Annotated in this window: 17 protein-coding genes; 11 read left to right on the top strand and 6 right to left on the bottom strand. The window is 60.8% G+C overall.

The features are described 5' to 3' along the window. Nucleotides 1-60: 60 nt before the first annotated feature. Genes AC3IT9_RS27845 through AC3IT9_RS27835 form a run of 3 tightly spaced genes read left to right on the top strand, consistent with a single transcriptional unit; the run spans nt 61 to nt 3,007 of the window. A complete protein-coding gene (locus tag AC3IT9_RS27845) occupies nt 61-1,203 on the top strand; it encodes an ABC transporter ATP-binding protein (protein ID WP_150755042.1) in 1,143 nt (380 codons plus the stop codon). A gap of 35 nt (nt 1,204-1,238) precedes the next feature. Further along, a complete protein-coding gene (locus AC3IT9_RS27840; protein WP_191624904.1) occupies nt 1,239-2,120 on the top strand; it encodes an ABC transporter permease subunit in 882 nt (293 codons plus the stop codon). Further along, complete coding sequence (locus AC3IT9_RS27835; protein ID WP_150724988.1) at nt 2,117-3,007, top strand: ABC transporter permease subunit; 891 nt, start codon at nt 2,117-2,119, stop codon at nt 3,005-3,007. The genes AC3IT9_RS27840 and AC3IT9_RS27835 overlap by 4 nt, the downstream gene beginning before the upstream one ends. Nucleotides 3,008-3,157: 150 nt before the next feature. Here AC3IT9_RS27835 and AC3IT9_RS27830 read toward each other — a convergent pair whose 3' ends face one another. Continuing rightward, the gene (locus AC3IT9_RS27830) at nt 3,158-3,799 is read right to left on the bottom strand and encodes an HD domain-containing protein (RefSeq protein WP_489271464.1); all 642 of its coding nucleotides are present in this window, start codon (nt 3,797-3,799) and stop codon (nt 3,158-3,160) included. 291 nt (nt 3,800-4,090) lie between these two features. Between AC3IT9_RS27830 and AC3IT9_RS27825 the strand changes: the two genes are divergently transcribed. Then, nucleotides 4,091-5,056 (top strand): GlxA family transcriptional regulator, encoded by a 966-nt coding sequence (locus AC3IT9_RS27825; RefSeq protein ID WP_489271463.1) that lies wholly within the window; start codon nt 4,091-4,093, stop codon nt 5,054-5,056. A 144-nt stretch (nt 5,057-5,200) separates the two neighbouring features. Here the strand turns inward: AC3IT9_RS27825 and AC3IT9_RS27820 are convergent, their stop codons facing one another. Together AC3IT9_RS27820 and AC3IT9_RS27815 are read right to left on the bottom strand one after the other, a co-directional pair. Then, complete coding sequence (locus AC3IT9_RS27820) at nt 5,201-7,600, bottom strand: penicillin acylase family protein (RefSeq protein WP_489271462.1); 2,400 nt, start codon at nt 7,598-7,600, stop codon at nt 5,201-5,203. A 103-nt stretch (nt 7,601-7,703) separates the two neighbouring features. Further along, a complete protein-coding gene (locus tag AC3IT9_RS27815; protein ID WP_489271461.1) occupies nt 7,704-8,285 on the bottom strand; it encodes a DUF6436 domain-containing protein in 582 nt (193 codons plus the stop codon). Between the two features lie 96 nt (nt 8,286-8,381). Here AC3IT9_RS27815 and bipL point away from each other — a divergent pair, with 96 nt between their 5' ends. Continuing rightward, entirely contained in the window at nt 8,382-9,329 is a 948-nt protein-coding gene (bipL, locus tag AC3IT9_RS27810; protein WP_489271460.1) for a phospholipase BipL, read from the top strand. A 143-nt stretch (nt 9,330-9,472) separates the two neighbouring features. Here the strand turns inward: bipL and AC3IT9_RS27805 are convergent, their stop codons facing one another. Beyond that, entirely contained in the window at nt 9,473-10,225 is a 753-nt protein-coding gene (locus AC3IT9_RS27805) for a DUF2059 domain-containing protein (RefSeq protein WP_150724995.1), read from the bottom strand. 108 nt (nt 10,226-10,333) lie between these two features. On the opposite strand from AC3IT9_RS27805, the gene AC3IT9_RS27800 reads away from it, so the two are divergent. Then, on the top strand, nt 10,334-10,966 hold the full coding sequence (locus AC3IT9_RS27800; RefSeq protein WP_489271459.1) for a 2OG-Fe(II) oxygenase: 633 nt from the start codon (nt 10,334-10,336) through the stop codon (nt 10,964-10,966). Nucleotides 10,967-10,968: 2 nt separating this feature from the next. Then, entirely contained in the window at nt 10,969-11,454 is a 486-nt protein-coding gene (locus AC3IT9_RS27795; RefSeq protein WP_489271458.1) for a 2-thiouracil desulfurase family protein, read from the top strand. Between the two features lie 140 nt (nt 11,455-11,594). On the opposite strand, the gene AC3IT9_RS27790 is transcribed toward AC3IT9_RS27795, so the two are convergent. Continuing rightward, nucleotides 11,595-12,179 carry a transporter substrate-binding domain-containing protein gene (locus AC3IT9_RS27790; protein WP_150724998.1) on the bottom strand — a complete coding sequence of 195 codons (585 nt, stop codon included), beginning with the start codon at nt 12,177-12,179 and terminating at the stop codon, nt 11,595-11,597. Between the two features lie 135 nt (nt 12,180-12,314). Between AC3IT9_RS27790 and AC3IT9_RS27785 the strand changes: the two genes are divergently transcribed. Then, nucleotides 12,315-12,737, top strand: a complete 423-nt coding sequence (locus tag AC3IT9_RS27785; RefSeq protein ID WP_150724999.1) for a DUF4399 domain-containing protein — start codon at nt 12,315-12,317, stop codon at nt 12,735-12,737. Nucleotides 12,738-12,799: 62 nt separating this feature from the next. Here AC3IT9_RS27785 and serA read toward each other — a convergent pair whose 3' ends face one another. Further along, the gene (serA, locus tag AC3IT9_RS27780) at nt 12,800-14,029 is read right to left on the bottom strand and encodes a phosphoglycerate dehydrogenase (RefSeq protein WP_150725000.1); all 1,230 of its coding nucleotides are present in this window, start codon (nt 14,027-14,029) and stop codon (nt 12,800-12,802) included. Nucleotides 14,030-14,233: 204 nt separating this feature from the next. Here serA and AC3IT9_RS27775 point away from each other — a divergent pair, with 204 nt between their 5' ends. The 3 genes from AC3IT9_RS27775 (at nt 14,234) to AC3IT9_RS27765 (ending at nt 17,516) form a co-directional block, all read left to right on the top strand. Beyond that, nucleotides 14,234-15,628, top strand: a complete 1,395-nt coding sequence (locus tag AC3IT9_RS27775; protein WP_489271457.1) for an FAD-binding oxidoreductase — start codon at nt 14,234-14,236, stop codon at nt 15,626-15,628. 38 nt (nt 15,629-15,666) lie between these two features. Further along, a complete protein-coding gene (locus AC3IT9_RS27770; RefSeq protein WP_046039147.1) occupies nt 15,667-16,332 on the top strand; it encodes a fumarylacetoacetate hydrolase family protein in 666 nt (221 codons plus the stop codon). Nucleotides 16,333-16,589: 257 nt separating this feature from the next. After that, nucleotides 16,590-17,516 carry an SdiA-regulated domain-containing protein gene (locus AC3IT9_RS27765; RefSeq protein ID WP_489271456.1) on the top strand — a complete coding sequence of 309 codons (927 nt, stop codon included), beginning with the start codon at nt 16,590-16,592 and terminating at the stop codon, nt 17,514-17,516. The last annotated feature ends 19 nt before the right edge of the window (nt 17,517-17,535 follow it).

The raw sequence follows: 17,535 nt of genomic DNA, 5'->3' as shown, positions 1-17,535 counted from the left end.
ACTATCCAAGGTTGGCTCACCTTGAGCGAACTGCACTCTTTTTTTCTGGGAGTTTCGTAAATGGCAGTTGCCTCCGGCGCCTATAAGAAAGCCCTCGAGGGCGACCAGCAACCTAAACAGGTGCTGGTCAAAATCGACCGGGTCACGAAGAAGTTCGACGAGACGATTGCCGTGGACGATGTGTCCCTGGAAATCAAGAAAGGCGAGATCTTCGCCCTGCTCGGTGGTTCGGGATCGGGCAAATCCACTTTGCTGCGCATGCTCGCAGGTTTCGAACGGCCCACGGAGGGGCGCATTTTCCTCGATGGCGTAGACATCACTGACATGCCGCCCTACGAACGGCCGATCAACATGATGTTCCAGTCCTACGCCCTGTTCCCGCACATGACCGTGGCGCAAAACATCGCCTTCGGTCTCAAGCAGGACAAGCTGCCGGCCGCTGAAGTCGATGCCCGCGTGGCCGACATGCTCAAGCTGGTGCAGATGAGCCAGTACGCCAAGCGCAAGCCGCATCAATTGTCCGGCGGCCAGCGTCAGCGCGTGGCCCTGGCCCGTTCCCTGGCCAAGCGTCCGAAGCTGTTGCTGCTCGACGAACCGATGGGCGCGCTGGACAAGAAGCTGCGTTCGCAAATGCAGCTGGAGCTGGTGGAGATCATCGAGCGCGTCGGCGTGACCTGCGTCATGGTGACCCACGACCAGGAAGAGGCCATGACCATGGCCGAGCGCATCGCGATCATGCACCTGGGCTGGATCGCCCAGATCGGCAGCCCGATCGACATCTACGAAACCCCGACCAGCCGTCTGGTCTGCGAATTCATCGGTAACGTGAACATCTTCGAAGGCGAAGTGATCGACGACGCCGAAGGCCACGCGATCATTACCTGCAAAGACCTGGATCGTCAGATCTACGTCGGCCACGGCATCAGCACCTCGGTGCAGGACAAGTCGGTCACCTACGCGATCCGTCCGGAAAAACTACTGGTCACCGCCGACATGCCGACCTGCCAGTACAACTGGTCCAGCGGCAAGGTGCACGACATCGCCTACCTGGGCGGACACTCGGTGTTCTACGTCGAACTGCCAAGCGGCAAGCTGGTGCAGTCGTTCGTGGCCAACGCCGAGCGTCGCGGCGCGCGTCCGACCTGGGGTGATCAGGTCTACGTGTACTGGGAAGACGACAGCGGCGTGGTGCTCCGCTCATGAACATGCGCAAATTCAAGCGTCGACTCAATCGAATAATTCCCGGTGGCCGTCAGATGGTCATCGGGGTTCCCTTCATCTGGTTGTTCCTGTTCTTCATGCTGCCGTTCTTCATCGTACTGAAGATCAGCTTCGCCGAAGCGGACGTGGCCATTCCGCCCTACACCGAAATCTACAGCTACGCCGAGCAGAAGCTGCAGTTGCTGCTTAACCTGGGCAACTACGCGATGCTGGCCGGTGACGAGCTGTACATCGCCGCTTACCTCGGCTCGTTGAAGATGGCGCTTTTCAGCACCATCCTCTGCCTGCTGATCGGCTACCCGATGGCCTACGGCATCTCCGTTGCCCGCAAGGAAGTGCAGACGGTGCTGGTGCTGCTGATCATGATGCCGACCTGGACCGCGATCCTGATCCGCGTTTACGCGTGGATGGGCATCCTCAGCAACAACGGCCTGCTCAACGGTTTCCTGATGAGCATGGGCTTGATCGACGAACCACTGCAGATCCTCAACACCAACCTGGCGGTCTACATCGGCGTGGTTTATTCCTACCTGCCGTTCATGATCCTGCCGCTGTACGCCAACCTGGTGAAGCACGACCAGAGCCTGCTGGAAGCTGCGTCGGACCTGGGTTCGAGCACCTTCAACAGCTTCTGGAAAATCACCGTGCCGCTGTCGAAAAACGGCATCATCGCCGGCTGCATGCTGGTGTTCATCCCGGTGGTGGGCGAGTTCGTGATCCCGGAACTGCTCGGCGGTCCGGAAACCCTGATGATCGGTAAAGTGCTCTGGCAAGAGTTCTTCAACAACCGTGACTGGCCGGTGGCGTCTGCCCTGGCGGTGGTGATGCTGGCGATCCTGATTGTGCCGATCATCCTGTTCAACCGCAGTCAGGCCAAGGAAATGGAGGGTAAAGAATGAAGCGCTTCCGTTTCTCCAGCCTGATGCTGGTCGTGGGTCTGTTGTTCATCTATCTGCCGATGCTGATTCTGGTCATCTACTCGTTCAACGCCTCCAAACTGGTAACGGTGTGGGGCGGCTGGTCGATCAAGTGGTACGTCGGCCTGCTCGACAACAGCCAGTTGATGGGCTCGGTGGTGCGCTCGCTGGAAATCGCCTGCTACACGGCGGTGGCGGCGGTGGCACTGGGGACACTGGCGGCGTTCGTCCTGACGCGCATTACGCGTTTCAAGGGCCGCACCCTGTTCGGTGGCCTGGTCACCGCACCGCTGGTCATGCCGGAGGTGATCACCGGTCTGTCGCTGTTGCTGCTGTTCGTGGCCATGGCGCAGATGATCGGCTGGCCGCAGGAGCGCGGCATCGTCACCATCTGGATCGCCCACACCACGTTCTGTGCGGCCTATGTGGCGGTGGTGGTCTCGGCGCGCTTGCGCGAGCTGGACCTGTCCATCGAAGAGGCGGCCATGGACCTCGGTGCACGGCCGTGGAAGGTGTTCTTCCTGATCACCATCCCGATGATCGCGCCGTCGCTGGCGGCGGGCGGCATGATGTCCTTCGCGTTGTCCCTCGATGACCTGGTGCTGGCGAGCTTCGTGTCGGGCCCGGGTTCAACGACCTTGCCGATGGAAGTGTTCTCGGCGGTGCGTCTGGGCGTGAAACCCGAGATCAACGCCGTGGCCAGCCTGATCCTGTTGGCGGTGTCGATCGTGACCTTCATGGTCTGGTTCTTCAGCCGTCGCGCCGAAGAAAGCCGCAAGCGTGCGATCCAGCAGGCGATCGAAGAAGCGGCAGCCGACTCGTGGAAGCAACCGGACGTGCGTCGCGCACAGGCGCCGGAAGCGGCTTAATTGCTTTGCAGGGTTGATCACGAAGTATGTGGTCAACTCAAAACCAGTGTGGGAGCGGGCTTGCTCGCGAAGGGGGAGTATCAGTCGACATCATGGTCGCCTGACACACCGTATTCGCGAGCAAGCCCGCTCCCACAGGTTCTTTGGCAGTCAGGAAATCCAAGGGGATTTGCGAATGACCTCGACGAAGTTCATCGGCTTGAACCCCGGCTCCTGATCCACCAGCACATCGGTCTTCACATTACCGAACGTGGTCTGCGGACGATGGCGCAAGCCGTCGGCAAACGCGCAAATGATGCACTCCTTGAAGCCCTCGCCCCGTGGATGCGCATGCACCACCGCTTCGCGCTGCACGCTGGAAAATGCCGCGTAGTCCACGCCCAGCACGTCCATCTCGACGCCAGCCGTGACCAGTGCCACGGTGGGTCGCAAGTGCTGAGGCACGCCCGGCGTGGTGTGCAGGGCAATCGATAGCCAGACCTGTTCGATGTCGTCATCGCTCAGTCCGTAAGGCTTGAGGAACGCGGCTGCCGCGTTGGCGCCATCGACTTCGAAGCGTTCGTTGTCGCTGCGATGACCTTGCACCAGGCCCAGGTCATGGAACATCGCGCCGACGTATAACAGCTCGGGGTTGTAGGCCAGTTGCTTGCGATCACCGCTCAGCGCGCCGAACAGGAAGACCCGGCGCGAGTGGTGGTAGAGCAGGTCGGACTCGATGTCGCGGATGTATTCGGTGGTGGCCTTGGCCAGCGCGCTGTCGGGGATCTTGATGCCGGCGATGGTGGTGCTCATGGAGTTTTCCTCGTCGTGATGAGGGTTTCAGTCTGTTCCGGCCCCCGAAACCGGACAATCGATCCATGGCTGCGATCCCGGCCAATGAACGTGCATATCGCGCCAACCTCGCTTGTTGGGTGTGGATTGGCTAGGGTGCATGCAGACCCTGTAGGAGCGAGCCTGCTCGCGATGCACGTGAGGGCGCCGCGTACATCCAGGCAGCTCCCGTCATCGTTGACGTCCATCGCGAGCAAGCTCGCTCCTACAAGTGTGCGTTGCCATTCAATGCCATCAGAGACGTTTTGAACCATGAGTAAAACCGTTGCAATCGTGGTGTTCGCCGGCGTTCAGTCGCTGGATGTCACCGGTCCCATGGATGTGTTTTCCGAGGCCAATCGCTTCCTTGCCCCGGAGGATTGCTATCGTCTTGAGGTGATCGGCGTCGAGCGCGGTGTGATGGCGTGCTCCAACGGTTTGGCGCTCAATGCCCATCGGCATTTCAGCGAAGCGCTGGAGCCATATGACCTGTTGCTGGTGGCCGGCGGGCCGCAGTTGCCGTTCATGGATTTCGGAAGGGCATTCGACGGCTGGTTGCGCGGTGCCTGTGCGCGGGCCACGCGCTTTGGCTCTATCTGCAACGGCGCGTTCATGCTCGCCCGGGCCGGATTGCTGGAGGGGCGCACGGTCACCACGCATTGGCAGGACGCATCGGATCTGGCGGCGCTGTGCCCCTCGTCCTGGGTGGACGCGGATCGACTGTATGTTGAGGACGGCGAGCTGTTCACCTCGGCAGGGGTTACCGCGGGGATCGATCTGTCGTTGTATCTACTGGGCCGGGATCACGGGCCGGAAGTGGCGCTGAATGTCGCCAAGCGGCTGGTGGTGTTCACCCAGCGTTCGGGCGGGCAATCGCAATTCAGCCCATTCCTCACGCCCCACGCCGAAGCGGATTCGCCGGTGGCGATGGTGCAGCATTACGTGTTGGCCAATTTGACGGGCGACCTGACCATCGCCGACCTGGCCAATGCCGCCAACATGAGCGCGCGCAACTTCTCCCGGGTGTTTGCCAGGGAAGCGAAAATCACCCCGGCCGAGTTTGTCGAGCGCGCGCGGGTCGATGCGGCGAGGACGCTGCTGGAAAGCACCCGCGCGCCGCTCAAGACCGTGGCCTATCAGTGCGGCTTTCGCGATGCCCAGCATATGCGCAGTGTGTTCAATCGTAGATTGGGGGTGACGCCTCAGCAGTTCAGGCTGAATTTTGCGGCTATGGTTTGAGCTGAATTTGTGGGTGCCTTTTAGGGCCCCATCGCGAGCAAGCTCGCTCCCACAGGGATCTTTGTTGAACACGAATTTTGTGAACAGCAGAAAACCTGTGGGAGCGAGCTTGCTCGCGATGAGGCCGGTCCAGCCAGCAAAAATCTAAGGCGCCGCCCGCGCCGGCAACAGCTTCAAGGTGCTGCGGGTATTGGCCGTGACTTCTTCATCATTGATATGCGCCTGGAAGTACATCCCCTCGATGTAGGCCTCGGCCTGATCATCGTAGTGACTGTCGAACAGTACGCCGCTCTGGCCAACCGGGTTGACGGTCAGGCTGTGGGCCGGGTCGGCGAAGTCGATCAGGCGTCGGGTCGAGGGGCCGTAGGTGACGGGCCAGGGTGCCGGGCCAATTTTCGCCGAGAGGTTGTTCGGTACTTCATGGGTGCCGGGTGCGGCGAAGGGGCCGACATTGAAGACCCGGTCCAGCGGCTTTTGCTGCCCCAGCGGATGGCCATGGGTCAATGTGTGTGCGCTGCCCCACTGCCATTGCGAGGCGTCTGCGCCGAGGGTGCTCTTGAGGTGCGCGAGGCTGGCTAGCCAGGCGGCCTTCACCGTGTCGGCACGGGTTTCCTTGCCGAGGGTGCTGCGGTTGTCCCACCACGGTGAATCAGTGCTGGCGGCCAGGCGGGGTAGCGCGGCGTCGATCACCCGGGTCGAGAGCAGCGTTTCGAAGAAGTCGTTACCCAGCTCATCGCGCATCGTCGCGTCAGCCAGGTTGAACAGGAACTGGTTGAACAGCGTGGCGCTGGTCGAGTCGAGCGGGTAATCGCCTTTCCACTGGGCCAGTTGCTCCACCAGCTTGAGTTCGGCGGGATCGCTCACCACTTCGCGTAACACCGGCAACAGCGGTGCCAACAGGCGCGGGCCGTAGGCAGTGGTGGTGCCCAGTTGCAGTTTCTGGCTGTTTTCCAGGTCCCATTTGACGGCCTTTTCGCTGAGCTGGCGATTGAGTTGCTGGCCGCGATCGGCAAGGTTGTAGTAGCCGGGAATCTCCATGCCGGTCGGCGACACCGGCTGGAAGTTGGCCGAGACGATGTAGCCCCGGGCCGGGTTTTCTTCCTGGGGGTTGGCCGTGAACGGGTAGAAGCCATCCTTGTCCGCCTCGGCGGTGCTGCCGTCGAGGATGAACCACGGGCGTACACCCGCCGGGCGTTTAGGCAATTGCGCCGCCGCCCACCAGCCGATGTCTCCCTTGGCATTGGCCCAGACAACGTTCAGGCCCGGGGCCTGGATTTTTGCCGCGGCACCGCGGGCCTTGGCCAGGGTGTCGGCGCGATTGAGCTGGTAGAAACCCTCCAGGATCGGGTTCTGGCTTTCGAGAAATGCCCACCACATGGCAATCGGCGTTTTGCCGGTGCCGCTGCCCAAGGCATCGTTGACGATCGGGCCGTGGGGCGATTGACGCAATATCAGGGTGACTGGCGCCAGGCCCTTGACCGCGATCTGCTGTTCGCTGGTCGTCATGTCCACCCACTTGCCGCGATACCAGACCTGATTGGGGTTGTCCGGGTTGACCTTCTCGGCGATCAGGTCGAGGTCGTCGTTCTGGAACATGGTGATGCTCCAGCCGAAGTCGCGGTTCATGCCCAGCGACGCAAACGGCATCAGGGCCTGATAGTGGCCGTAGAGTTCAAAGCCGGGCGCCGAGAGCTGCGCTTCGTACCACACCGACGGCGCGGAAAAACGGATATGCGGATCACCCGCCAGCAGTGGCTTGCCGCTTTGGGTCCGGCTGCCCGCGACGACCCAGGCGTTGCTGCCCTCGAACTGTGGCAGGCCGTTGTCAGCCAGGGCTTGTTCGCTCAGGCGGGCGAGGGCGTTGAGGTCTTTCCAGTCGACGCTGGCCAAGGGGGTGCCGGTCCCGTTGAGCACGCCTTTTGGCTGCCAGTCGAGATCGAAGATGTTCAGGTATTCAGGCCCCAGTTGATCGCGCACGAATGTCAGCAAGGGTTCGGTACGAAATGCCGCAGCAAAACTGTAGGCCATGTAGCCGGCGATGCTGATGGTGTCCTGGGCCGTGAACGGGCGTTTTGGAATGCCCAGCACGTCGAACTCCACGGGTTTGGCGTGGCTGTCCTGATACTGGTTGATGCCGTCTAGATAGGCTTGCATGGCAATGAAGGAGGGCGACTGCTTGTCGAGGTTCGCCAGGTAGGTTTCGGCGCGTTCGCGAATGCGCAGGCTGCGCATCAGTTTGTCGGTGTCGAGCAGTTTTGGCCCCAGTACTTCGGCCAGTTCGCCACGGGCCAGGCGACGCAGGACTTCCATCTGGAACAGGCGGTCCTGGGCATGCACATAGCCGAGGGCGCGGTACAGGTCGGTTTCGTTGTCGGCGCGGATGTGCGGGACGCCGCGCTCGTCGTAGCGCACGGTGACGGAGCCTTGCAGGTGTTGCAGTTCTACCATGCCCTGGCGTGACGGCTGCTTGCTGTAGAGGTACCCGCCTGCCCCGGCGGCCAGCACGACGATCAACAGCACGAGAGCGGTCAGGCTGCGTTTCATGGAGACTCCTTGTTGTTATTGTGATTCCTGGCGCCACTGTGTAACACGGCGTGCCGATTTGGCGCATCGCCCGTAGGAGGGATTCGTATTGGCGGGTCTTTGCCTACTTCGCTGGATCGACAGGCCACGGGCAGTAACACCCCACGGCCAGTGTGTGCGTGGCACTCACCGCACGGCCTTCATCCAGCGCTTGCAGGATCGGCTCGATAAAGCTGTTGCTGGAGTTGCAGGTCAGGCCTTCGCTGTAGGGGCCGAAGTACGCCAGTTTGCCGCTGCGATCCCAGATCGCCACGGCCGGGCTGGCGGGGATCTGTTCGGAACCGGGCAGGATGTCGATGGTTTTCAGGCTGCTCAAGGTGCCCGGCAATTGGCCGTGGCTACCGGGTTTTTGCACGGAATAGAATTCCACGCCATGGGGAGCGTAGCGTTCGACCAGTTCGGTCAGGTGTTGTTGATTGCCGACATTGCACGGGCAGGCCGGGTCCCAGAAATGCACCAGGCGGATGGCGCCAGGGCCGGCGATGGATTCGGGAAGGCGTAGCGGATCGCCGGAGAACACGGCCGTGTGTTCGCTGAATGCGCGCAGGTAGCGTCCCTGAAACCAGTCGTAGGCTGCCCACAGCATGCCGGCACACACCACGGCGAGCAGGCTGGCAAACAGGGTGGCGCGAAAGGGCGAGCGCATCGGTTCAATCCTCGAAGGGCGGCTAGCTTGCCATGCTTGCCGCGACAGATGAATATCGCAGGCCTATAAAGTCCGTTTCACGCTTTGGAATCGTTCATGCCGGCCACTTTCGACCCCGATCTTCTACGCGCAAGCCTGCTGCCACTGGCGGCCGGGCAGCCGTTGTCGGCGCAGGCGCAGGCTTACCAGCGATTCTACGGGCTGGATTTTGCCCCGCGTCAGGTGCGCAGTGGCCTTGGGCGATTCGAGGTCGATGGTTATGAGCTGGTCAGCCAGTTCTGGTGGCCTGAGCGAGCCAAGGCGACGCTGTTTGTCATCCATGGTTTCTACGACCACACCGGGCTTTACCGGCATGTGATCGAGTGGGCGCTGGATCAGGGCTTTGCGGTGATCGCCTGTGACTTGCCGGGGCATGGGCTATCCAGCGGCGAACGGGCGAGCATCAAGGATTTCGCCGAGTATCAGGACGCGTTGCAAGGCTTGTTCAGTGAGGCGCAATCTCTCGACTTGCCGCAGCCGTGGCACCTGTGCGGGCAGAGTACAGGCGGGGCGATCGTGATCGATCATGTGTTGAATGCGGGGGCGGACAGCCCGGCGCAGGGTCAGGTGATTCTGCTGTCGCCGCTGGTGCGGCCGCGGGCGTGGGGTTGGTCGCAACTGAGTTACTACCTGCTCAAGCCTTTCGTCAAAGCCATCGCCCGGCGCTTCAGCGAGAACTCCAACGACCCGGACTTTCTGCCGTTCCTGCAGGCCGATCCGCTGCAGCCGCTGCGCCTGCCGACAGCCTGGGTGGGTGCATTGGCGCGCTGGATCAAACGCATCGAGGCCGCTCCCGTGAGTGCCCGCCGGCCGCTGATCGTGCAGGGGCAGGCCGATATGACGGTGGATTGGGAGCACAACCTGGAAGTGTTGCGGGGCAAATTTGATCGGCCGCAGGTGCTGATGCTTCCCGAGGCACGGCATCATCTGGCGAATGAGACGTTGGTGATGCGAGAGGAGTATTTCGGGTTTTTGACCAGGCGGATAAAAGGCCGGAATTCTTAGCGACTGTTCCGGCCCCTTCGCGGGCAAGCCCGCTCCCACAGGATTTGCGGTGATCACAAAATTGTGGGGTGACTCAAAACACTGTGGGAGCGAGCTTGCTCCGGGCGGCGTTCCGACGATAGCGATCTCTCAGGTGCCGAAGATCACTGGGTCAGGTTCGAGTTGCTCTGCCCCACCGCCAACCCCGCCCGAATTGCCGCCAACGCCGCTTGATAATAAGCCTGGCCTTCCGAAGATTCGGCAAAGGTCGCGAATTCTTCCAGCTCGTTGTCCGACAGGTCGCGATAGACATACAGCAGTGTGTTGTTCAGGTCGCTGCCGATCTGGTCCATCAGGCGCTGGCGCTGGCCGTTGAGCATGCCCTGGGCCTGACCGGCACCGAGCAACCCCGGGATCATCGAACTCAAGCTATCGGCGGCGACGCCAGCAATCGCCAGGCTGACTTCCGCGCCGGCCTCGCGTGCGGGCAGGGCTTGTGCCAAGTGGCCGATGATCAGCATGCGGCTGTCGCTGGCCTGCATCTTCGGCAGGCCCTTGGCGTTTTTCGCCAGTTGGTCGCGTCGGGTCGCCAGCAGCTCGGCGGCAACGATTTTCTTGCCCAGGGGCGACTGGAAAAACGTCAGCGCGGGTTTGGGGTCGGCGAGGTTCTTGCGCAATTGCGCTTCGGCGCGCTGGTCCACGGCTCGGGCAGAAAAACGCTGATTGCTGTTATTGACCAGTGTCTGAAACACCGCCGGAGGCAGGCTGCCCTGGTAGCGTTGCTGAGCGGCCGAGAGGGCGTCGTTGAAATGCGCGCGTTGTTCCGGCCAGCCGGCGACCTTGTACAACTGGTCGTGGCCGTCTGCCCAGGCGGGCAAAACGCAGAACATCAGCAGTGATAAAAGCAAACGGCGCATAGGGACTCCAGTCAGCAGGCGACTATTCTCCGTGCGGCATCCCTGCTTGTCGAGAATTCGTATCAACCCGCTGCGCGGCTCTGTCGGATTTTCGGACACAGGAATACTATGCGCGGCATGCAAATATCCTCTGATCACCCGCTGCTGTTACGAATCGTCGATGACCTGGCTGAGCACGGCTGGTCGCAGCAGAATATTTTCCTGCCTCTGGATCTGACCCGAGCGCTGGCGGGCGAGTGTCGCAAACGTGCTGCCGAAGGTGAGCTGGCTCCGGCCGCCGTAGGCCGTGGGCCGTCATCGGAGATCCGCGAAGGGATTCGTGGCGACCATATCCAGTGGATCGACCCCGGCCAGGCCGAGGCTTGCGACAGCTACCTGAGTTTGATGGACAGCCTGCGCGAGGCGATCAATCGCGGTCTGTTTCTCGGCCTGGAGGATTTCGAAAGCCATTTTGCGATGTACCCGCCCGGGGCGTTCTACCTGAAGCACGTCGACCGCTTTCGCGATGACGACCGGCGCATGGTTTCAGCGGTGGTTTACCTCAATGACGTCTGGCTTCCCGAGCACGGCGGCCAGTTGCGCATGTACCTCGACAATGATCGCGTCCACGACGTGCAACCTATCGGCGGCTGCCTGGTGGTGTTTCTCTCCGGAGAGGTTCCCCACGAAGTCCTGCCCGCGACCCGCGATCGCCTGTCGCTGACCGGCTGGTTCCGTCGTCGTGGCAACGAGCCGTTCTGATCATGCAGAAAATTCTCGTCAGCCGCTGCCTGTTGGGCCACCGGGTTCGTTACGACGGCGGGGCCAGCGGGCCGTTCGATCAACTTCAGCAGTGGCTTGATGACGGTCGGGTCGTTCCCTTGTGCCCGGAGGTCGCCGGCGGCTTGCCAACGCCTCGGGCGGCGGCGGAAATCCCTGGCGGGCAGGGCGCGCAAGTCCTCGATGGCCAGGCGATGGTGATCACCACCGAGGGCGAGGACGTCAGTGCGCAGTTTCTGTCGGGGGCGTATCAGGCGCTGGAGCTGGTACAAAAGCATGGCATCCGCATCGCCGTCCTCAAGGCCAACAGCCCGTCCTGCGGCAATCTGCAGACCTATGACGGGACGTTCAGCGGCGTGAAGGTCAGTGGCGAGGGCGTGACGGCGGCGCTACTCAAGCGCCATGGGGTGCAGGTGTTCAGTGAGTTGGAGTTGCCGCAAGCGGCGCGGGCATTGGCAACACTCGATTAACGAGCGACACAAGACACTGTAGGAGCGAGCCTGCTCGCGATGAGGCCAGTCCAGCAAACATGGATGTTTGAATGTCAGGCCGCCATCGCGAGCAGGCTCGCTCCTACAGGATCAGCTTTCACTCCAGACCTGCAACAACTTCAAGGTTTGGGTACCACACCCGCTTCCACCCCCAACCACTTCTGCTCCAGCGCTTGCAGTCGCCCATCATCCTTGATCCGCTGCAACGCGTTCTCCAGGCTGGCATGGAACGCCGGATTACCCTTCTGAAACGGAATCGCCAGGCTCACGACCGGGTTGGTTTTGGGCTTCTCTTCTGTCAGCGACTGCACCAGCAGAATGGAACGCGGTTCTTCTTTCTGCGCGATCAATTGCGCATGGGTTTGAATGTAGGGTTCGCTGAAGTCGAAACGATCCTGGAGATCCGGGGTCGCTGCTATGTGGTTGATGGCGATGTCGTATTTGCCGCTTTCGACACCGGTCAGCAGATCGCTGCCGTCGGTGACGACAAAGTCGGCCCGGACATCGAGTTCACTTGCCAGCAGTTGGCCCAGCTCGACTTCGAAACCGGTGAGTTTGTCGTCATCCTTGAAGTTGAATGGGGGGGTGTTGGCTTCAACGGCAATGCGCAATTCGCCCCGGTCGTTGATGTCATCAATCAGTTCGGCGTGAGCCAAAGGGCTCAGAAGGGGTAGCAGGCAGATCAGGCCAGGCAGAAAGCGCATGGTCACTCCTTTGAATTTATTATCGCGACCCTCTGATTCAGGCTCGCTTTGCTATGGTTGTCGAGTGCCTTCGACAACGAATGGCCATGAAGTTGTCATGGTCACGCGAATTTTACGGAAAAACTGGAGAAGAGAATGAAAACCTTTATGTCACGTGCTGCTTTGGCTGGCCTGTTGATGGGTGTTTCGGTGCTGGCCAGTGCAACGCCGGCTCCGAAAGGCGCCGAAGTGTCCATCGTGTCTCCCAAGGATGGCGCGACGGTTCCACAGACAGTCGTGGTCAAGTTCGCGGTCGAGAACGTTGCCTTGGCACCGGCGGGCAATACCACCAAGAACACCGGTCATCACCACTTGCTGATCGACGTCGACGAACTGCCAGCCGCCGGTGCGCCGATTCCCAAAGATGCCAACCACCAGCATTTCGGCAACGCGCAGACCCAGGCTGAAGTAACGCTCACGCCGGGCGAACACACCTTGCAGCTGGAACTGGGCGATAGCAACCACATGCCGTTCGATCCGCCGATCGTTTCCGAGAAGATCACCGTCAACGTCAAGTAAGGTTGGTGCGTGAATGAAAAAGGGAGCCCGAAGGCTCCCTTTGTTTGTTGCTCAGATCGTGATCAGAACAACACACGGCTACGGATGGTGCCGTTGACGTGTTGCAGCTTCTCTTGCGCCAGGTCCGAGTACTCGGCGTCGACGTCGATTACCACGTAGCCGACTTTCTCGTTGGTCTGCAGGAACTGACCGGAGATGTTGATGCCGTTTTCGGCGAAGACCTTGTTGATCTCGCTGAGCACGCCCGGGATGTTCTCGTGGATGTGCAGCAGGCGGTGCTTGCCAGGGTGAGCCGGCAGGGCCACTTCCGGGAAGTTCACGGACGATACCGAAGTACCGTTGTCGCTGTACTTGACCAGTTTTTCCGCCACTTCCAGACCGATGTTGGCCTGGGCTTCAGCGGTGGAACCACCGATGTGCGGGGTCAGGATCACGTTGTCCAGGCCACGCAGCGGGCTTTCGAACTCTTCTTCGTTGGAGCGTGGCTCCACCGGGAATACGTCGATGGCCGCGCCGATCAGGTGTTTGTCCTTGATCGCGTCCGCCAGGTGGTCCAGTTCGACCACGGTGCCGCGGGCGGCGTTGATCAGGATGCCGCCTTTCTTGATGGCGCGGATTTCCTTCTCGCCCATCATCCACTGGGTGGCGGCGGTTTCCGGTACGTGCAGCGAAACGATGTCGGACATCGCCAGCAGCTCGTGCAGGTTGCCTACCTGAGTGGCGTTACCCAGTGGCAGCTTGGTGATGGTGTCGTAGAAGTACACCTGCATCCCCAGGCCTTCCGCCAGGACCGACAGTTGAGTACCGATCGAGCCGTAGCCGACGATGCCCAGCTTCTTGCCGCGGATCTCGAAGGAGTTGGCCGCGCTCTTGATCCAGCCGCCACGGTGGCAGGAAGCGTTCTTCTCGGGGATGCCGCGCAGCAGCAGGATCGCTTCGGCCAGCACCAGCTCCGCTACGGAACGGGTGTTGGAGTACGGCGCGTTGAACACCGCAATGCCGCGTTCGCGGGCGGCGTCCAGGTCGACCTGGTTGGTGCCGATGCAGAAACACCCTACAGCCACGAGCTTCTTCGCGTGATCGAAGATCTCTTCGGTCAGTTGAGTGCGGGAGCGAATGCCGATGAAGTGAGCATCAGCGATCTTTTCCTTGAGCTGGGCTTCCGGCAGAGAACCAGTGAGGTACTCGATGCTGGTGTAGCCCGCCGCCTTGAGGACGTCGACAGCCGATTGGTGGACGCCTTCGAGAAGAAGGAACTTGATCTTGCTCTTATCGAGAGAAGTCTTGCTCATCTGCGTAAACCTGTATCCCGGAGAAAAATGGCAGGAAATGGTCAACAGATGCTGACCCGAACGGCAACTAAACCGTCACCGCAGTACAGCCCTTGGGCACTATCCTGCGGGGTCGTTATGCTAGCATATGCACCCCGCTAAACACTCATTCCTGCGACGTGAAGCGTTCTCAGGATGACCATGAATTGTTCGAGAGTTCTGTCGATGACCAATCCTGCCCTGATTGATGAGCTGAAGACCCTGGTTGAGCCTGGCAAGGTGCTGACCGATGCCGACTCCCTGAATGCTTACGGGAAGGATTGGACCAAGCATTTCGCCCCGGCCCCGACCGCCATCGTGTTCCCCAAGACCACCGAGCAGGTCCAGGCCATTGTCCTGTGGGCCAACAAGCACAAGGTGGCGCTGGTGCCGTCCGGCGGTCGTACCGGTTTGTCTGCTGCTGCCGTGGCAGCCAATGGCGAAGTGGTCGTGTCCTTCGACTACATGAACCAGGTCCTCGACGTGAACCTGACCGACCGCACCGCTGTCTGTCAGCCGGGCGTGGTCACCAAGCAATTGCAGAACGTCGCTGAAGAAAAAGGCTTGTACTACCCTGTGGACTTCGCATCGTCCGGCTCGAGCCAGATTGGCGGCAATATCGGCACCAATGCCGGCGGGATCAAGGTGATTCGCTACGGCATGACCCGTAACTGGGTGGCCGGCATGAAAGTAGTCACCGGCAAGGGCGACGTGCTGGAACTGAACCGCGACCTGATCAAGAACGCCACCGGCTACGACATGCGTCAGCTGTTCATCGGCGCCGAAGGCACCCTGGGGTTCGTGGTCGAAGCGACCATGCGCCTGGACCGCGCGCCGAAAAACCTCACCGCGATGGTCCTCGGCACCGCCGATTTCGACTCGATCATGCCGGTGCTGCACGCCTTCCAGAGCAAGCTTGACCTGACCGCCTTCGAATTCTTCTCCGACAAAGCCCTGGCCAAAGTCATGGCCCGTGGCGATGTACCGGCGCCGTTCGAAACCGATTGCCCGTTCTACGCGCTGCTGGAGTTCGAAGCGACCACCGAAGAAGTGGCCAACCATGCCCTGGAAACCTTCGAGCACTGCGTCGAGCAGGGCTGGGTGCTGGACGGCGTGATGAGCCAGAGCGAAACCCAGCTGCAGAACCTGTGGAAACTGCGCGAATACATCTCCGAAACCATTTCCCACTGGACGCCGTACAAGAACGACATTTCGGTCACCGTATCGAAAGTCCCGGCATTCCTGAAGGAAATCGACGCGATCGTCGGCGAACACTACCCGGACTTCGAAATTGTCTGGTTTGGCCACATCGGCGACGGCAACCTGCACTTGAACATCCTCAAGCCGGATGACCTGAGCAAGGATGAGTTCTTCGCCAAGTGCGCCACCGTCAACAAGTGGGTGTTCGAAACCGTCGAGAAGTACAACGGTTCGATCTCCGCCGAGCACGGCGTGGGCATGACCAAGCGTGACTACCTGACCTACAGCCGTTCACCGGTCGAGATCGAGTACATGAAAGCCGTCAAGGCGGTGTTCGACCCGAACGGCATCATGAACCCGGGCAAGATTTTCGCTGTTTGATTTTCGAACTTTAAGAGCCAACGAAGCAGGAGTCGGTAATGAGCTATCAGCACCAGTATGTCGACGGTACGCGCATTCACTTCCCGCTGGGGAAAGTGGTGTGCATCGGCCGTAACTACGCCGAACACGCCAAGGAACTGGACAACCCGGTGCCGACCGAGCCACTGCTGTTCATCAAACCGGGCAGTTGCGTGGTGCCGCTGGAAGGCGGTTTCAGCATTCCGACCGAGCGCGGTTCGGTGCATTACGAAGCGGAAATCGCGGTGTTGATCGGCAAGCCGTTGTCGACCAAGCCGAGCCGTGAAGAAGTGCTCGACGCCATCTCCGGTTTCGCTCCAGCCCTGGACCTGACCCTGCGCGACAAGCAGGCCGAGCTGAAATCCAAGGGCCTGCCCTGGGAAATCGCCAAGTCCTTCGACGGCGCGGCAGTGCTGGCTCCGTTCGTGTCTGGCAGCTCGTTTGCCGACCTGACCGACATCGGCATCCGCCTGACCATCAACGGTGAAGTGCGCCAGGACGGCAACAGCAGCGCAATGCTCAACCCGATCGTGCCGATGATCCAGCACATGGCCGGCTGCTTCTCGTTGCAGGCCGGGGACGTGATCCTCACCGGCACACCAGTGGGCGTCGGCCCGCTGAATGTCGGTGACGAGATCGTTCTGGAATTGCCGGGCGCCAGCAGCTTCACCAGCAGCGTTCGCTAGTCCAGACACCGCCAAACCCTGTGGGAGCGAGCTTGCTCGCGATAGCGGTCTGTCATTCAACATCTCTGTTGACTGATACGCCCCGATCGCGAGCAAGCTCGCTCCCACATTGGTTTTTCCGTGGCCTGTAAAAGGCTCACCCTGTCATTTCCCGTTTTTTTCACATCTTCTCTGGATAATTTCAGGACTATTGGCCTCTGAGCCGGCCCCAAACTGTGCTATTACCCCTAGCCTGAATTTCTGGAACGCATTCCCCGATGGCCACTCCTCCGCTTTCCACGCTTGAACCTGTCCGCCGCTCGCGCTTCGCACTGCGTTGGCGCACCTGGCTGCTGTTGGTGGCCGTTGTTGCCTACGGCGTCGCATTTGCCATGCACTGGGATTCCCGGGGCGTGCTCTGGGTGAAAGAGCAATTCAAGAGCCCGGCCGAGCGCGAGGCGAGCATCTGGCTTCCGGACTACCGGGCGGTGATCGATGCCAAGCCGTTGCCGGGCATGGAGAGGGACGAAGCATCGGACGTGGCCTACGACCCTCAGACCAAGACTCTGTTTTCGGTCATGGGCAAGAACCCGTTCCTGGTCGAATTGAACTTGCAGGGCGATGTGCTGCGCAAAATGCCGTTGGTCGGCTGGAGCAACCCTGAGGGCATCACCGTGCTGGGTGACGGCCGGCTGGCCATTGTCGATGAGCGCGAGCATCTGATCGCTATCGTCAAGGTCGATGCCGATACCCGCGAATTGAATATGGCCGACTTCCCGAAATACGACCTCGGGCCTTCCAAAGACCAGAACAAGGCGTTCGAGGGTGTCACCTGGGACCCGAGCAATCAGCAACTGCTGCTGGGCGAAGAGCGCCCGCCAGCATTGTTTGCCTGGAAAGGTGACGGCAAGGTCCTGGCCGGCGACAAGTTGAAGCTGGCCAGCCATGCGCTGGACATGCGCAACCTGTCTGCCCTGGCTGTCGACCCGCGGACCGGCCACATGCTGGTGCTGTCCGCCGACTCGCACCTGTTGCTGGAACTGGACAAGAAGGGTGAGCAGGTCAGTTTCATCACCCTGCTGCGTGGCTTCAACGGCCTGAAAAATACCATTCCCCGTGCCGAAGGCGTGACCATGGATGAAGCGGGCACGCTGTACATGGTGAGTGAGCCGAACCTGTTTTATCGCTTCGAAAAACAGAAGTAACCAGCGCCTGCGCTGATTG

Source organism: Pseudomonas sp. KH_046_1, assembly GCF_057839025.1.
This window is presented reverse-complemented; position numbering and strand designations above follow the sequence as displayed.

Coding starts and splice junctions, on each gene's coding strand:
- AC3IT9_RS27845 (WP_150755042.1), top strand. CDS start 61: ATGGCAGTTGCCTCCGGCGCCTATAAGAAAGCCCTCGAGGGCGACCAG.
- bipL (WP_489271460.1), top strand. CDS start 8,382: ATGCCGGCCACTTTCGACCCCGATCTTCTACGCGCAAGCCTGCTGCCA.
- AC3IT9_RS27785 (WP_150724999.1), top strand. CDS start 12,315: ATGAAAACCTTTATGTCACGTGCTGCTTTGGCTGGCCTGTTGATGGGT.
- AC3IT9_RS27795 (WP_489271458.1), top strand. CDS start 10,969: ATGCAGAAAATTCTCGTCAGCCGCTGCCTGTTGGGCCACCGGGTTCGT.
- AC3IT9_RS27820 (WP_489271462.1), bottom strand. CDS start 7,600: ATGAAACGCAGCCTGACCGCTCTCGTGCTGTTGATCGTCGTGCTGGCC.
- AC3IT9_RS27805 (WP_150724995.1), bottom strand. CDS start 10,225: ATGCGCCGTTTGCTTTTATCACTGCTGATGTTCTGCGTTTTGCCCGCC.
- AC3IT9_RS27830 (WP_489271464.1), bottom strand. CDS start 3,799: ATGAGCACCACCATCGCCGGCATCAAGATCCCCGACAGCGCGCTGGCC.
- AC3IT9_RS27770 (WP_046039147.1), top strand. CDS start 15,667: ATGAGCTATCAGCACCAGTATGTCGACGGTACGCGCATTCACTTCCCG.
- AC3IT9_RS27815 (WP_489271461.1), bottom strand. CDS start 8,285: ATGCGCTCGCCCTTTCGCGCCACCCTGTTTGCCAGCCTGCTCGCCGTG.
- AC3IT9_RS27835 (WP_150724988.1), top strand. CDS start 2,117: ATGAAGCGCTTCCGTTTCTCCAGCCTGATGCTGGTCGTGGGTCTGTTG.
- AC3IT9_RS27825 (WP_489271463.1), top strand. CDS start 4,091: ATGAGTAAAACCGTTGCAATCGTGGTGTTCGCCGGCGTTCAGTCGCTG.
- AC3IT9_RS27790 (WP_150724998.1), bottom strand. CDS start 12,179: ATGCGCTTTCTGCCTGGCCTGATCTGCCTGCTACCCCTTCTGAGCCCT.
- serA (WP_150725000.1), bottom strand. CDS start 14,029: ATGAGCAAGACTTCTCTCGATAAGAGCAAGATCAAGTTCCTTCTTCTC.
- AC3IT9_RS27765 (WP_489271456.1), top strand. CDS start 16,590: ATGGCCACTCCTCCGCTTTCCACGCTTGAACCTGTCCGCCGCTCGCGC.
- AC3IT9_RS27775 (WP_489271457.1), top strand. CDS start 14,234: ATGACCAATCCTGCCCTGATTGATGAGCTGAAGACCCTGGTTGAGCCT.
- AC3IT9_RS27800 (WP_489271459.1), top strand. CDS start 10,334: ATGCGCGGCATGCAAATATCCTCTGATCACCCGCTGCTGTTACGAATC.